16 protein-coding genes are annotated in these 15307 nt (G+C 59.9%); 4 read left to right on the top strand and 12 right to left on the bottom strand.

Translation table 11 applies throughout. The features are described 5' to 3' along the window. Positions 1–25 precede the first annotated feature (25 nt). From G5253_RS05215 to G5253_RS05205, 3 genes are read right to left on the bottom strand one after another with little or no spacing between them, the layout of a single operon-like run. Complete coding sequence (locus G5253_RS05215; RefSeq protein WP_088868663.1) at positions 26–679, bottom strand: TenA family transcriptional regulator; 654 nt, start codon at positions 677–679, stop codon at positions 26–28. Continuing rightward, a complete protein-coding gene (locus tag G5253_RS05210) occupies positions 676–2172 on the bottom strand; it encodes an AMP-dependent synthetase/ligase (RefSeq protein ID WP_421202793.1) in 1497 nt (498 codons plus the stop codon). The genes G5253_RS05215 and G5253_RS05210 overlap by 4 nt, the downstream gene beginning before the upstream one ends. Further along, the gene (locus G5253_RS05205; protein ID WP_421202792.1) at positions 2169–2843 is read right to left on the bottom strand and encodes a thermostable hemolysin; all 675 of its coding nucleotides are present in this window, start codon (positions 2841–2843) and stop codon (positions 2169–2171) included. The genes G5253_RS05210 and G5253_RS05205 overlap by 4 nt, the downstream gene beginning before the upstream one ends. Positions 2844–2987: 144 nt before the next feature. Between G5253_RS05205 and G5253_RS05200 the strand changes: the two genes are divergently transcribed. After that, entirely contained in the window at positions 2988–3635 is a 648-nt protein-coding gene (locus G5253_RS05200; protein WP_199427318.1) for a class I SAM-dependent methyltransferase, read from the top strand. 39 nt (positions 3636–3674) lie between these two features. Here the strand turns inward: G5253_RS05200 and G5253_RS05195 are convergent, their stop codons facing one another. Together G5253_RS05195 and G5253_RS05190 are read right to left on the bottom strand one after the other, a co-directional pair. Then, positions 3675–5063 (bottom strand): NAD(P)/FAD-dependent oxidoreductase, encoded by a 1389-nt coding sequence (locus G5253_RS05195; protein ID WP_421202791.1) that lies wholly within the window; start codon positions 5061–5063, stop codon positions 3675–3677. Between the two features lie 28 nt (positions 5064–5091). After that, positions 5092–6015: an ABC transporter six-transmembrane domain-containing protein gene (locus G5253_RS05190; protein ID WP_421202790.1), complete on the bottom strand. Its 924-nt coding sequence runs from the start codon at positions 6013–6015 to the stop codon at positions 5092–5094. Between the two features lie 107 nt (positions 6016–6122). Here G5253_RS05190 and G5253_RS05185 point away from each other — a divergent pair, with 107 nt between their 5' ends. From G5253_RS05185 to G5253_RS05175, 3 genes are all read left to right on the top strand, one after another. Next, complete coding sequence (locus G5253_RS05185; protein ID WP_109867214.1) at positions 6123–6716, top strand: TetR/AcrR family transcriptional regulator; 594 nt, start codon at positions 6123–6125, stop codon at positions 6714–6716. 108 nt (positions 6717–6824) lie between these two features. Next, positions 6825–8051, top strand: coding sequence for a winged helix-turn-helix domain-containing protein (locus G5253_RS05180; RefSeq protein WP_421202789.1), 1227 nt, complete (start codon positions 6825–6827; stop codon positions 8049–8051). 91 nt (positions 8052–8142) lie between these two features. After that, positions 8143–8892, top strand: coding sequence for a substrate-binding periplasmic protein (locus G5253_RS05175; RefSeq protein WP_421202788.1), 750 nt, complete (start codon positions 8143–8145; stop codon positions 8890–8892). An 89-nt stretch (positions 8893–8981) separates the two neighbouring features. Here the strand turns inward: G5253_RS05175 and G5253_RS05170 are convergent, their stop codons facing one another. The 7 genes from G5253_RS05170 to frdA form a co-directional block, all read right to left on the bottom strand. Further along, positions 8982–10106: a M20 family metallopeptidase gene (locus tag G5253_RS05170; protein ID WP_421202787.1), complete on the bottom strand. Its 1125-nt coding sequence runs from the start codon at positions 10104–10106 to the stop codon at positions 8982–8984. Positions 10107–10131: 25 nt separating this feature from the next. Then, the gene (locus tag G5253_RS05165) at positions 10132–10599 is read right to left on the bottom strand and encodes a YjiG family protein (protein WP_005335063.1); all 468 of its coding nucleotides are present in this window, start codon (positions 10597–10599) and stop codon (positions 10132–10134) included. After that, a complete protein-coding gene (locus tag G5253_RS05160) occupies positions 10596–11324 on the bottom strand; it encodes a nucleoside recognition domain-containing protein (protein WP_158109835.1) in 729 nt (242 codons plus the stop codon). The genes G5253_RS05165 and G5253_RS05160 overlap by 4 nt, the downstream gene beginning before the upstream one ends. A 252-nt stretch (positions 11325–11576) precedes the next feature. Further along, the gene (gene frdD / locus G5253_RS05155) at positions 11577–11933 is read right to left on the bottom strand and encodes a fumarate reductase subunit FrdD (RefSeq protein WP_005335059.1); all 357 of its coding nucleotides are present in this window, start codon (positions 11931–11933) and stop codon (positions 11577–11579) included. 10 nt (positions 11934–11943) lie between these two features. Next, positions 11944–12342: a hypothetical protein gene (locus G5253_RS05150; RefSeq protein ID WP_005335058.1), complete on the bottom strand. Its 399-nt coding sequence runs from the start codon at positions 12340–12342 to the stop codon at positions 11944–11946. A 16-nt stretch (positions 12343–12358) separates the two neighbouring features. Then, entirely contained in the window at positions 12359–13093 is a 735-nt protein-coding gene (locus G5253_RS05145; RefSeq protein WP_005335057.1) for a succinate dehydrogenase/fumarate reductase iron-sulfur subunit, read from the bottom strand. Then, positions 13086–14870 (bottom strand): fumarate reductase (quinol) flavoprotein subunit, encoded by a 1785-nt coding sequence (gene frdA / locus G5253_RS05140; protein ID WP_047437968.1) that lies wholly within the window; start codon positions 14868–14870, stop codon positions 13086–13088. Before frdA ends, G5253_RS05145 begins: the two co-directional genes overlap by 8 nt. Positions 14871–15307 lie beyond the last annotated feature (437 nt).

Raw genomic sequence — 15307 nt, 5'->3', positions numbered from 1 at the left:
TCCCTTTTTGCTGTCTGCTGCCGACTTACGGTGTGGCGGTGAGGTTGTAGAGCATCTCGCCATAGAGGCGATAAACCACCTTGGCCCCGTGGATGATGGCGGCCTGATCCGCCGGGCTCTCGACCTTATCCATCAAGGATTCAAAGAACTTGAGGTGCTCCTGATCCAGGGCGCCGTGGGAACTCAGGTAGCTCATCGCCTGCGGGGGCAGGCCGAGACCCTTTTTCAGCTGGTCGGCGACGGTGAGGGCGATGGCCACGCTGGTGCCTTCCAGCACCTGTACCATGCCGAAGAAGCCCATGGGGTTGCCGCGCTGGATCTGGTCGTAGAGGAAGGCGACCATCAGCTCGATGGGCAGCCCGGGCTGGCCGTGGCGCACCGCCTCGGCATCACCGCCACAGGCGCGGATATCGCTTAAGATCCACTCCTGATGGCCATACTCCTCGTCGATGTACTCGGCAATGGCGCCGCGCACCCACTCGTACTCCTGACCCAGCTTGCCGCCGGTTGCCATCAGCAGCGGAACTGTGTGGCGCACGTGGTAGTAAGCCTGCGCCAGAAAGGCGAGATAGGTGTCACGGCTGATATCGCCACGGCGACAGGCTTCGATAATGGGGGCGTTGAACAGATGCTCACGCTCACTGGCAGTGGCTTGTTGCAGAGTCTGATAGAAGCTCATGACGATTCTCCTGTAAGGCATTGGCTGATTTGCCGGGAAAAGTGTTGGTAAATCTCGTTGCGACGTGGGCGCCCGTTGGCGGTCAGCAGGCCGGGATGTTGATCTAGCGCCACCGGCAACCAGTGGTGCAGCCGGGCATAATCGGGCAGCCGCTGGTTCAGACCTGCGATCTGGCGGGGCAGATCCGCCTCTTTCCCCGGCAGGGGCTGGATCAGCGCCACGTTGGCGGGTTGACCATCGCCAAACACCACGATGCGGGCGATGGCGGGGCAGAGCTGGGCCTCGGCTTCCACCCACTCTGGGGAGAAGTTGCGGCCAAAGGCGGTGATCTGGACATTCTTCTTGCGCCCGGTGATATGGAGGTAGCCTTCTTCATCCAGATGACCCAGATCGCCTGTGGCGATCTGCATGGCAGAAGGTTCGCCGGTGGCAATCTGTTCGGGAGTCGGTTCGTTGCTGCCGAGATAGCCCAGCATGGCGCTGCCGCTCACCATAATTTCGCCGTCGCTGGCGATGGTGACCTGACAGTGGGGCAGGGGGCGGCCGACGCTGCCGGGCTTGTCAGCATCCAGGCTGTTGAGCGCCACCACGGAGCCGCACTCCGAGAGGCCATAACCTTCATATACCGGCAGGCCGAGCTGACGGGCGTGTTTGATCAGGTCGGGGGCCACCTTGCCGCCACCGACGGCAATAAAGCGCAGGCTCTTGAGCTGCTGGGCCAGCGTCGGTGTGCTGGTGCAGAGCGCCAGCAGCAGGCGCAGCAGTTCGGGCACCAGCACCAGACTATGGGTCGACCAGCGTAGCAGCGCCTCCCCCAGCATGGCTGGATTGAGCGAACTGGAGCCGGTGAAGCCGAGCTCACCGAGGGACGGAATGCGGCTGCAGGCGCCGGTCAGCAGCGGCACATAAAGGCCGGTGATGTTCTCAAGCAGGGTCGCCAGCGGCAGCAGGGTCAGGTGTTTTTCCACCTTGGCTGACGCGACTCGCTCGGCCAACGCATGGCTCACCGCCATCATCTGGGTCAGTGACAGGCAGACACCCTTGGGCTGGCCCGTGGTGCCGGAGGTGTAGGTGATCTTGGCGGTGCCCTTGGGCAGCGCCGGTCGATTGGCCGGGGTATGGCGCCACAATGGCAGCTCGCCGGTGATCAGCGAGAGCGGCTCGGCGGCATGCCACCCCTGATGATATGGGCCCACCAGCGCATCGGCACCGCTGCTCTCCAGCAACCAGGCCTGCTGGGCCTGACTGAAGAAGTGGGGCACCGGAATGACCACGATACCGGCGCGGGTGCAGGCGAGATCCAGCAGCGCCCAGGGCAGGCCGTTGTCCAGTTGCAGCGCCAGACGGCTGATGTCGAGCTGTTGCAGCTGGCTGGCCAGATGCTGGATCTGTTGCCACAGGGTCTGGTAATCGAGACGCTGCTGGCTGCTCAGCAGCGCAGGGGATTGCGGATTCTCGCGGGCATGTTTGGCGATGGCGTCGAACAGGCTCATTGGGCGCACCTTTTTTGATGGGGCTGGTTATCACTGCTCTTGCTGGCATCCTCAAACAGGGTCGGCATGGGGGCCAGCAGATTGAGCAGCAGGCTGCGCTGGGCCAGCACCTCGCGCCCCTGATTGATGTCACCCACCATCACCTTGGGTTGGCAACGGTAGTACTCACCCCAGGCATCGGCGTCGGCTCCCACCTGATAGGCCTGTGCGGGGGCCAGCTCCACCGGATTGAGTTGCAGGCGGGCAAAGCTGTTGCGCAGCTTGGCTGTGCCGGTAAAGACCACGTAGTCGAGGGCGTTTTCACATAGCAGACGACAGAGGGCCGCGAACATCAGGCGGGCATTGCCCGGTTCGCTGCAGGCCAGATTCCCCACTTCGATAATGCGGTTGCGTGCCGGATAGACCCCGAGGCGGGTGTTGATGGCGGCCTCGATGGGTTGCTCCAGATACTGTTCCAGATAAAGAGGCCCCTCACTGGCATGATTGAGACCACAGGCACCGACCAGCGTCCCGTCCGCCCGATAGAGCCCCAGCAGACAGGGGAGGAAATGGGGGATGCGGGCGTTGAACTCGAGGGTGTAGGCGGCCTGGATATAGGTTTGCAGCGCCATGACCTGCTGCGGGGACTTGGCTAGCAGCAATCGGTAGGGGGCCTGGATCTCGATGGTCATGGGGGACTCCTTCTCTTGCGATGGTTTGAGAGTAAAAGGGCAAACTTAAGAAACCCTTAAGGAGCAAAAAAAGTTGTCAGCGAGGCAGCGGGCAGGCAATCTGCGCCGCTGTTATCCAACAGGAAGCCCCCAAGAGGAACCGCCATGTCATCCACCGTCAGCTGCCCCCTGTGTGCCAGCCATCGCAGTTATCCCCTGCCGGTGGCGGGCAAGCGCTATCATCGCTGCCTCGCGTGCGAGCTGGTCTGGCTGGATGAGGCGGATCATCTGGATGAGGCGGCGGAGAAGGCGGTTTATGACGGTCACGACAATCGGGTGGATGATCCCCGTTATCGCACTTTTCTGATGCGGGCATTTGGTGAGGTACTAGCGCGAGTGCCGCTACCTGCCAGTGGTCTCGATTTTGGCTGCGGTCCCGGCCCTGCGCTGGTGGCGATGGGACGCGAGGCGGGTTACCAGATGGCGGGGTATGACAAGTTCTACGCCGACTTTCCCGAGTTGCTGACGCGTCAGTATGACTTCATCACCAGTACCGAGGTGATAGAGCATATCGCCGAGCCGCGCATGGTGCTGGCGCAGTTGTGGGATTGCCTCAAGCCTGGTGGCCTGCTGGTGCTGCAGACCCAGCGGGTGCTCAGTGACGAGCGGTTTAAAAACTGGCGTTATCGCCACGACCCGACCCACATTGTCTTTTTTGCCGAGGCATCGTTTCAGGTGCTGGCCGCCAGCTGGCAGGCCGAACTCAGCTTCCCCCACGCCGATGTGGCGGTATTGCAAAAAGGCACGCCCTGAGGCGTGCCTTCGTCTGTTACTCGTCGGGTTCGCCCGGCGCTACTCCTTGTAGCCCTTGTCCTGCCACTGGTAGTACATCAGGGCAGATTTGACGCCAATTGACTTGAACGGCTCTGGCGGCAGCCACATCGGCAGACTCTGCTCCGCGTGGTTGAACCAGGGGTGCTTCTTGCCTTGATAGAGGCTGGCCACGATGTCGCCAAACAGGAAGGAGAGATTGATGCCGTGGCCGTTGTAGCCGAGGGCGTAGTAGATGTTCTTGTGATCCCCCATCACCCCCACCGCTTCGGTGCTGTCGCCAGTCATGCCGAGCACCCCGTCCCATACCTGCTCAAATTTAATCCCCTTGAGGGCCGGATAGAGGGTCACCAGCTCGCTCATCATCATCTCGCTGACCCGGTTAAGATCGCCTTTGTAGTTGAGGCCGTCGTTGAAGACGTACTCGGCATTGCCGCCACCGATGACGATGCGGTTATCCGGGGTCAACACCAGATGGAACAGGATGTTGCGGGTGTCGTAGTAGGGCACCCGACTCTGCCATTGGATGGCGGCCAGCTGTTTTTTGGTAAGCGGCTCGGTGACGGCGCTCTGGGCGTGCACCGGAAAGACCCGGCCGCTGAAGTAGCCAAGTTTTGAGGTATAGCCGTTGGTCGCCAGCACTATGCTGTCGGCGGTCACCTTGTACTTGTCGGCTACATTGAGCTCGATCTGCTTGCCCTCCTTGATCCCCATTACCGGGCTCTGCTCGTAGATGGTGACGCCCGCCTGCTCCACCGCCTTGCGCAGGGCATTGACCAGCTTCATGGCGTGTACCTGACCGCCATTGGGGTCGTAGACCGCCCCCGCGTAGCGGTCGGTGCCGAGCTTCTCTTCGGTGGTATCGGCGTTCCAGTACTGGAGCGGGATGCCGAGGCGATTGGCGGTTTTCACATAGTCGCGGTACTCGGCGATATCCTCCTCATCGAGGATTGCCTCCACATAGCCATCGAGCTTGAGGTCGGCCTCGACGCCGGTTGAGGCGACCAGCGCCTGCAGCTTGCGCATGCTGGCGACGGTGAGATCGTAGTGGCGCTTGCTCGCCTCCCCCTCCTCGTAGAGATCCATCACCTCGGAGCCCGGCAATACCATGCCGCCGTTGCGGCCCGAGGCACCACTGCCCACCTGCTTGGCCTCGAAGATGGCGATCTTGAGCGACGGGTTGGCCTTGGCCAGATGCCAGGCGCTGGAGAGGCCGCTGTAGCCGCCACCTATGATGGCGATATCGACCTTCAGGTCTTGCGCCAGCGGGGCACTCTCCTCTGCCGGTTTCTCCTTGAACCAGTAGCTGGTGTTGGGCTCAAAGTCGCTCATCTTGGGGCCGCAGGCGGCGAGGAAGAAACAGCTGATGCACATGGTCAACGCTCGTTGGCAAAGGGTGGTCGGATTCATCTTCTACTCCGGTTGCAGATACAAAATATCAAATCATTTCATCGGGTTGGGCGGTGTTGACCCGGCGACCTATGTCTCTCAGCCGGGCCAGCTGATCGGCAAGGCCGGGCCCCTCATCCAGGCTGGTGACAAAGTTCCAGAGGTAGGTCATCACAGCATAGACATGGCCTGCCGAGACCTGGGGCTGGGCCATCAGCATGGTGATGGCCAGCAGGAACAGCAGGGAGGCGCTGATGCCGACCGCCAGAAAGGCGAGTGCCTCCCGATCCGAAATCCGGATGCGGATCCAGGCCAGCGCGCGGTAGTGGCGGGCGAGGCTGGCTGATTGGGCATGGGTGACCAGTTTGACCTCGTGTTCCAGCCGATCGTTGAGCCGCTCGTGCAGCAGCTGGTTCTTGCGCGAAAAGCCGGGCAGCAGCAGGCCGAACAGCAGCAATACCCCCATGCAAGCGATGCCGACCCAGAACTCGATCACCATCAGCATCACGGCCGCCCCGACGATGGAGATCAGGCTGGTGGCCAGGATCGGGATATGTTTCTCGAAGAAGTCGACAAACTCCCGCGCCAGGGTGACCCGCGCCACTATGGTGGATTGCCCCTCCTGCTGCTGGCGCTGGGTCAGGATCACCGGCACCACCAGTGCCGCATAGATATGGGTAAAGGTGCGGGTATCGACCGCCCGGCGCAGGGCGCCGATGAGCCAGAACAGCAGCACGATCAGGGCGTAGCTTGAAGCCTGCCACCACTGGCCTTTGACGATGGCGTCGATGGCAAAGCCGGCGAATAGGGGATAGACCACCAGCAGGATGTTTTCGAGGGCCACCAGCGAGAAGGTGCCTGCTAGCTTGAGGGGATTGGCCCGCGCAATCGCCCCCAGCGAACGACCGGCCGAGTGTGGCAACGGCGTGGCCTGCTCGTCGCAACTGGCTGCCGAAGTGGTTGGTGTTGTCATGGGTTATCTCCTAAGATGTCGGAAACGCTAAGTTTGAGCGAGTGCTCAAAGTTTGTTTGAGCGACTGCTCAAAGTCAAGCAGATCGATTGGTATCGCAGGAGGTCAGATGGCACGCCCATCAGCAGAACAGCGCAAAGAGATGATCATCGAGGCCGTACTGGCCCTGTTTCGAGAGAAGGGGATGGCGGCATCGTCAACCCGTGATATTGCCGAGCGCACCGGTCTGGCGCGCAGTCACGTCTACCACTACTTCAAGGATTGGAAGGAGCTCTGCCTCTGCGCCGTGGAGCGTTTCACCTATCAGGAGATCGCCGAGCAGCGGGAGTGGCTGTTGCCGCTGCCTGCCCGCGAAGCGTTGCCGCTCTTTGTGCGGGACAACCTGCCGACCAGTCAGGATGCCTCCTGGGCCATCTATCTGGATGCCTGGAACGAGTCACTGCGCGACCCTGTGTTTGCCGAGAGCTACCGCAAAATCATTCTGGCGTGGCGCGAGGTGCTGGAGCTGATCCTGCAAAAGGGGATCGACAGCGGCGAGTTTGTGGCGGGCGATGCCCGGCGACTGGCGCGCCAGATCACCTCCCTCATCAACGGCTATGCCGATGACCTCATTCTGGAGCCGACCCCCGAGACGGTAGAGGCCACTTATCAAGAGATCATGCTGGTGGTCAATCAGCTGGTCTTGCCCCCGGCCCACTCATAGCGGCGCAGGCAAAAAAAGGGTGGGGAGGCATGCCAGCGTGGTGTCTCCCCCGGTTTTGTTGGCTATCCGCCGGGCGCGCGATGGTCAGATACCAGGGAGCGGTTGTTGATGTCGATTACCCATTTGTCACTGCAAGATGCTCGTCATCTGCAACTGGCGGCGCAGGGGCTGCTTGCCCCCCGTCGCTGCAAGGCGACCCCGGCCGATCTGCTGGCCACCATTCGCCGCATGGCGCTGCTGCAGATAGACACCATCTCGGTGGTAGCGCGCAGTCCCTATCTGGTGCTCTTTAGCCGTCTCGGCCAGTACGAACCTCGCTGGCTGGAGCAGTTGCTGGCCGACGGCGAGATCTTCGAATATTGGGCCCACGAGGCCTGTTTCGTTCCCCGTGAAGATTACCGGCTGCTGCGCCACCGAATGCTTGATCCTGCCGCCATGGGGTGGAAGTTTTCGGCCAACTGGCTCGCTACCCATCAGCAGGAGATTGGCCAGCTTATCGAGCGCATTCGCCAGCATGGCCCGGTGCGGGCGGCCGACTTTGAACGCACAACCGGCAAGGGGAACGGCTGGTGGGACTGGAAGCCGGAGAAACGCCATCTGGAGGTGCTCTTTACCACAGGTCAGCTGATGGTGCGGGAGCGGCGCAACTTTCAGCGGGTCTATGACCTGGCCGAGCGGGTCATCCCCGAGTGGCGTGACGAGCGGGATCTGCCGAGCGTCGAGCAGGCGCAGCGGGATATGGTGCGCGCCAGCTGCCGGGCATTGGGGCTGGTCAAAACTGGCTGGGTCGCTGACTACTATCGGCTGCGGCGCGGCAAATATGACGCCTTGCTCCATCAGCTGGCGGACGAGGGTGAGCTGCTGCCGGTACGGGTGGAGGGGTGGCAGCACGGCGCTTTTGTGCACGCCTCGCTGGCCGATGAGCTGGTGCAAGCCAAGGAGGGCCGTCTCAAGGCAACCCATACCACCGTCTTGTCGCCGTTCGATCCGCTGGTGTGGGATCGCAAACGGGCCAGTGAACTGTTCAACTTCGACTATCGCATCGAATGCTATACCCCGGCCCCCAAGCGCCAGTATGGCTACTTCGTGTTGCCCTTGCTGCATCGTGGCAAGCTGGTGGGCAGGATGGATGCCAAGGCCCATCGCCAGCAGGGGATCTTCGAGATCAAGAGCCTCTATCTGGAAGCTGGTGTGAGAGTGACCCGCACGCTTGCACAGGATCTGGCGAAAGCCCTGCAAAAGCTGGCTGACTGGCACCAGACGCCGCAGCTTCGTTATGGTGCCATTCCGGCCAATTTGCTGACGTTGTGGCATGAAAGCGCCCCTGCAAAGTGAGCACTATCTCTTCTGGGCTAAGCTGCAAGAGGGATAAACAGTTCGGGAGCGGGAGATGAGACGAGCGGCAACATGGTGGGCGGGATTGGCGATGGCTATCTTGTCCCCCGCGCTATGGGGGCAAGAGCCACCAGTGAAGATCTGTCTGGGGGAGGGCAACGAGTGGGCCCCCTTTACCTACTGGGAGCGCAAGGACGGGGTGCCCGATACCAGCAGCCTGACCGGTTCGGCGACGACGCTGGTGCTCGATGCATTGCAACAGAGCGGGCTCTCGCACCAGATCCGCTATCTGCCCTGGGCGCGGGTGCAGCAGGAGCTGGCGGATTATCGCCAGAATGGTCTGTGCGAGCTGACCTGGGATGCCAGCTACAAGCCGGAGCGGGCCGAGTTTGCCTTCTACAGCGTTCCCCTCTACTACACCCACCTCGGTTTCTTCTATCTCAAGCGCCGCTACCCCGAACCGCCGGATCTGCAGACGGTCAACCGCTCCCGGGTGTGCGGGGTGATTGGCTACAACTACACACCCTACGGGCTTGCGCAGGAGCCACGCCGGGTCAAGCAGTTGCAGCAGGCGCTCGATATGCTGGAGCGGGATCGCTGCGACTTTCTGCCAAGCGAAATCGAACCTCTGGTGGCAGGCATCAGCCTTGGCATCTACCGCAGCGAGAGCGGGTTGCTCAATCTCGCCCTGCCCAGCCGCAAGGGATTCTATCTGCTGGTGAGCAAGGGCTCCCCCCGTGGCCACCAGCTGGTGAACATCCTCAATCAGTCGCTGGTGGCATTTCAGGAAGGGGGGCATACGGATGAGGTGATGCGCCGCTTCTTGCCGCCAATGGAGTAATAGCGAAGGGTTGCTGTCATTCTGGGGAAGTAGATAAAAAAAGGGCCAGCCGGTGCAAACCGGCTGGCCCTTTTTTACGTGAGAACTTGTCAGGCCGCCAGACGGGTCAGTACCTTCACCAGCAGCTCGATGCGCGGGGCAATGCTGGCCAGATCCAGATACTCCTCGTCACTGTGGAAACCGGCACCGATGGGGCCCAGACCATCCAGAGTAGGGATGCCGAGGGCTGCGGTCAGGTTGGCATCGGAGCCGCCCCCCACCTCCTGCCAGTTGATCGGCAGTCCCAGTTCGGCGCCACACTCCTCCACCAGTAGCATCAGCGCCTGAGTACCCTCTGACGGCACCATGGCCGGTTTGTGGGCCTCGCGGGTCAGTTGGATGGTGACGCCATCCAGATGAGGCCGCTCGGCCAGGGTCAGCAGCTGATCGTTGATCTGGTGGTACTCCTGATTGTCCCAGAAGCGGACGTCTACCACGGCGCTGGCATGGGCCGGCACTATGTTGGCACCATTGCCCCCCTCGACGATGCCGATGTTGAGGGTGGTGCCGCTCTCGAAGTTGGTCAGGGCGTTGATGGCCAGGATCCAGTGGCCCAGCTCGGTGATGGCGCTGCGCCCCTTCTGCGGTTCGTTGCCCGCGTGAGCCGCCTTGCCTGTGAAGTCGATGCGATAACGGGCCATCCCCTTGCGCGCCTTGACCAGCGAGCCATCGGCGCGGGCCGCTTCGGCCACCAGCACCTGCTTTGCCTGTTTGGCCACCGCGGCCAGCCAGTCGCTGGAGTGCAGGGAGCCGATCTCCTCGTCCGGGTTCATGCAGACGCAGATGCTCAGGCGATCGCGCACCTCGCGGGGCAGTGCACGCAGGGCATAGACGATGTTGAGCAAGCCGGATTTCATGTCGGAGACACCGGGACCGTAAGCGCGCTCACCATCGATGCTCATCGGGCGGGCGGCGGCGGTACCGAGGGGGAAGACGGTATCCATATGGCCAATCAGCATCACATCGATCTGCGCCGCATCAGGCTGGTTGCGGATCTCCAGCCCCACCCCGGCGGCGCCGCAGTCGACCCGCTTGATCTGCCAGCCGCCCATCGCCTCATATTTGGCGGCCATCAGGTCGGCCACTGCCGCAATGCCCGGCTGGTGCAGGGATCCGCAATCCAGATTGATCAGCGGGGCCAGTTCGGTCAGGTATTGATCCAGAGAAAAAGTCATTGTTTGTTCCACTATCAGGTTCGGGTCAGAGAAGGATGTTCATCACCAGCATGGCGCCGAAGGCGTTGAGTACCGAGATGGCGACCATGATGGGGATATAACGCCCTTCGGTGCCGATACAGCCGAGGATGCGGCCCATGTACTGCACCTGGGAGCCCATCAGGTAGATGGCTGGCGCCAGAATGGCGATGTGAGTGCCGTTGAGGATCCCCTGATCGAACAGGGTGATGACCACACCGACCGCACCGCCCATCGACATCCAGGCGCCGATCAGCACGGCTGCCGCCTCACCGGGCAACCCGAAGATGGCCATGACGGGGGAGAAGATGGCGCCCATGGCATCCAGCGCGCCGGTGATCTGCAGCGCCTTGATGATGACGAAGGCCATCAGTACGTTGGGTACGGTGGAGGTGGTGGCGATGACCCAGCCCTTCTTGGCCCCTTCGACGAAGATATCGGTGACGATGGGTTTCTTGATGTTGGCCTGGCTCATTTGGCTTGCTCCTGAGTGTTGAGGGTCTGCTGGGTGTTGTTATCGGTCTGCTTGCCTTCGCTCATATTGAGGTAGACCCGAAACAGGTTGGCCCCGACAAATTTGAAGGCGAACATCACGATGACAGCCAGACCGATGGAGGAGCTGACCGCCGGGCTGCCATCTGCCAGTGTCAGGGTGAACAGCACGGCGCCGGAGGAGAAGAAGTTGACGATGGTGGCACCAGCGGAGAACTGGAACATGGTGAATACGTCGGTTTCACGCTTGGTGATGAGCCCTTCATCCTTGAGCTGACGGGTCATGGCGGCACCGGCATCGGTACTCTGCAGGGAGGCGATAAGGGCGAGGCCGGTGTTGCCTGGGATCCCCATCAGCGGACGCAGCAGCGGGGTCAGCAACTTGCGGGCCGCTTCCAGCGCGCCGTAGTGCTCCAGCACATTGATCATGCCGAGGGCAAACATCACGGTGGGGATCAGGGTCAGGGCGAACAGAAAGCCATCTCGCGCCCCGTTGCCCCCCTTGCCGCGCATGTCGGTCATGGCGGTCTTGATGCCGTCACCATTCTCGCTGACGCTCTGGACCATGGTACCGAACGAACCGTTCAGCGTGGTGAAATCGAATACCCCGTACCACTCGCCGGATTGCAACAGTCCGGAGAAGAAGACCACGGCGAAGGCCAGTGCCAGGTAACTGCCTAGGCTCACCGAGCGTGTTTTGTCTGTCATTAGCTAGCTCCATATGAATAATTATTTAATCTGAATAATTATAATTGATATGGATGTCACTAAATTGATGGTGGTCAAAATGGTTTGCTACAAATGACGAATGTATTGGGGTTATGTGACTATGATCGCCATATGCTTGGACGATAATCTGGTTTTTATCGAATTGTTTGAGTGAATAAAAAGCAGGGGCGGGATAGCGGGGCAATAAAAAACCGGGCACGAGGCCCGGTTTGGTCAATCAGTCAGATGTGATTACTGGAGTACCAGTACCATCAGCAGGCCGACACTAATGGCAGATACCAGGAAGGCAAAGCCATAGAACACATAGTGGTGCAGCTTGGTGGTGTGGATCCCCAGATCGTGCAGACCGTGGTAGATACGGTGCATGCCGTGCCAGACTGGCAGGGCGATGATCACCAGCAGGATGCAGGCACCCCACCAGGAGCTGGCGAACGCGTGCACGCGGTCATAGCTCATGGTTTCCACGTCCATGATGCCCATGGGCACCAGCAGACCGGTAATGAGGACAATGACCGGCAGCAGCATGGCAACGACCATGCCACCCGCACCAAACAGACCCCAGTAAATTGGTTCGTCAGAACGTCTCATTGTTTTCTCCTCAAGCCACGATGATCAGGACAAGCAGGGACACCACCGCCAGCGCCACATATTGGGCGAGAACGATCGGCTTCTCCGGTACCAGGTCTTCACCACGGAAGATACGCATGGCTTTCGGCGCCAGGGCGAACCAGGTTTTGGCATGGAACAGGCACGCCGCCAGAGCGACGACATGGAACAGGATGGCGATCGGGCTTTGCAGGGATTCCAGCCAGCCGTTGAACGCTTCCTGACCCTGAACCAGGCGCATCAGGCCCCACATCAGCACAACGGCGTAGATGGAGACGAAGATACTGGTGCCTTCACGGATCATGTAACCGGTGTAGAAGGCGTTCTTCAGCCACCAGTCTTTCTTCATTTCGCGGACGTAAGGTTTACGTTTGCTATCAGTGTTGTTCATGGTCTCAATCCTGCTCTCAATCTGGCTTGAACATGGCGATCATGTAGTCCTTGGCGCTTTCGACCTTGCCAAGCTGGATGGCCGCTGCCGGATCGACGCCTTTCGGGCACACTTCGGAGCAGTAGCCCACGAAGGTACAGCCCCAGACGCCTTCGTCCTGGCTGATGATACGCATACGCTCTTTGGCGCCGGCATCACGGTTGTCGACGTTGTAGCGATAGGCCAGAGCCAGTGCCGCCGGACCGGTGAACTTCTTGTTGATACCGTACTGCGGGCAGGCCGCGTAGCAGAGACCACAGTTGATGCACTGGGAGAACTGCTTGTACTGCGCCATCTGGGCCGGCGTCTGGATGTACTCGCCATCACACAGGCTGCGCGGCTCGCTCGGGATGATGTACGGCTTGATGCTCTCCAGCTTCTCGATGAAGTCGGACATGTCGACCACCAGATCGCGCTCGATCGGGAAGTTGTTGAGCGGCTCGACGGTCATCTTGCCCGGCAGATAGTCGCGCAGGAACGCCTTGCAACCCAGCTTGGGCACACCGTTGACCATCATGCCGCAAGAGCCGCAGATCGCCATCCGGCAGGACCAGCGGAAGCTCAGGGTAGAGTCCAGGTGATCCTTGATGTACTGCAGGGCGTCCAGCAGAGACATCTCTCTCTGGTATGGCACCTGAAAGGTTTGCATCCAGGGCTCGTTATCCTGTTCCGGACGGTAGCGCAGGATCTCAATTTCAATCATCTCAGCCATTCTTCTTAGCCTCGTCTTGTTTCTCACCCTCGGAGCCGTACACGCGTTTTGCCGGCTGGGACTTAGTGATCTTCACATCGGAGTAATCGATGGAGGGCGTTTCGCCATTTTTGTAGAACGAGAGCGTGTGTTTGAGGAAGTTCACGTCATCGCGCTCTTCGTAACCATCCAGACGCTGGTGGGAACCGCGGGACTCTTTACGATTGATGGCGGAGTGCGCCATGGCTTCAGCCACGTCCAGCATGTAACCCAGTTCGATGGCGTACAGCAGATCGGTGTTGAAGACAGAGGACTTGTCGTTGATCTTGACCTTCTTGTAACGGGCTTTCAGCTCGTTGATCTTGTCGATGGTGCCCTGCATCAGCTCTTCGGTACGATAGATACCGACACCGGCTTCCATGGACATGCCCAGCTCGTTGCGGATATCGGCCGGGTTTTCGGTACCGTCTATGTCCATCAGGGAGAGGTGCTGCTTGATGAGCGCCTCGGCCTTGGCGGCCAGCGCTTCGGTATTGCCATGCTTCTGAGTCTTGGCAAATTCACCTGCCTGCTCACCGGCCAGCTTGCCGAATACCACGATCTCGGACAGGGAGTTGGAACCCAGACGGTTGGCACCGTGCAGACCGACGGAGGCACATTCGCCCGCGGCGTAGAGGCCGGGCAGACGGGTGGCACACTTGTTGTCAGTCTCGATACCACCCATGGTGTAGTGGGCAGTCGGACGTACCGGGATAGGCTCTTTGGCCGGATCCACGTTGACGTAGGCTTTGGCCAGTTCGCAGATGAACGGCAGGCGCTCTTTCAGGTACTTCTCGCCAAGGTGACGCAGGTCGAGGTGAACCACATCGCCCATCGGGCCCTGAATGACGCGGCCTTTCTGCTGCTCTTGCCAGAATGCCTGGGAAACACGGTCGCGCGGACCCAGTTCCATGTATTTGCTCTTCGGCTGGCCGATCGGGGTTTCCGGGCCCAAGCCGTAGTCTTGCAGGTAGCGGTAGCCATCCTTGTTCAGCAGGACGCCACCCTCACCACGACAACCTTCGGTCATCAGGATGCCGGTGCCCGGCAGACCGGTCGGGTGATACTGGACGAACTCCATATCACGCAGCGGTACGCCGTGACGGTAGGCCAGTGCCATGCCGTCGCCGGTGACGATGCCACCGTTGGTGTTGTAGCGATAGACACGGCCAGCGCCGCCAGTGGCCACGATCACGGATTTGGCCTGGATGAAGCGGGTGATACCGTTCTGGATGTCGAAGGTCAGTACGCCCTGGACACGGCCGTCGTCCACGATCAGATCAAGACAGAAATGCTCGTCGAAGCGCTTGATGCTCGGGTATTTGACGGAGGTCTGGAACAGGGTGTGCAGAATATGGAAACCGGACTTGTCTGCGGCGAACCAGGTACGCGGAACCTTCATACCACCAAACGGACGCACGTTGGCTTTGCCATCCGGCTTGCGGCTCCAGGGGCAACCCCAGTGCTCCAGCTGGATCATCTCTTTGGTCGCGTTGTTGACGAAGTATTCCACTACGTCCTGCTCGCACAGCCAGTCACCACCGGAGACGGTGTCGTTGAAGTGGTTTTCGAGGGAGTCGTCATCACGGACGACACCGGCGGCGCCGCCTTCGGCAGCAACCGTGTGGCTGCGCATCGGGTAAACCTTGGAAATCAGGGCGATGTCCAGGTCTGGCTGTGATTCGGCTATAGCGATAGCGGCGCGTAAGCCGGTACCGCCAGCACCGATGATGGCCACATCGGTCTTGATAATATCCACATCTGCCTCCTTAGGGATAGATTTGCTGGGCACGATTTTGCTCTATGAAAAAAATTCAGGCTTGATGCAAGTCAAACTGCTAGGTTTTATTCCCTTTTTATTGGTTATTTTTCTATAAAACACCCAAATCCCTGGATGAAAATGTCGTTATAATCGTCATTTTTTGGTGTTACTGAGCAGTTGAACACCTAGCTACGAGCACTTTAACTTCTGGATTGTACGTAGTTTTCTTTCAATAAAATGCGAATCACCTCTCTTTTTAGGTACTCGCGAAAAAAATTTTAAGTTTTTTATTGTAATTTTTTAATGAGAATTATTGGCATTTATCCGCTCGAATAGAAATAGGTAATCCGAAGTGCGGCGGTGACCACGGCGGTGATCTGATAATTCCAGACGAATTTCAAGGATTTCAAGGCGGGGTATTTGGCTGGTAATGT

The sequence above is a fragment of the Aeromonas sp. 602658 genome, from assembly GCF_049173005.1.
In the GTDB taxonomy this organism is placed as follows: Bacteria; Pseudomonadota; Gammaproteobacteria; order Enterobacterales; family Aeromonadaceae; genus Aeromonas; species Aeromonas veronii_A.
This window is presented reverse-complemented; position numbering and strand designations above follow the sequence as displayed.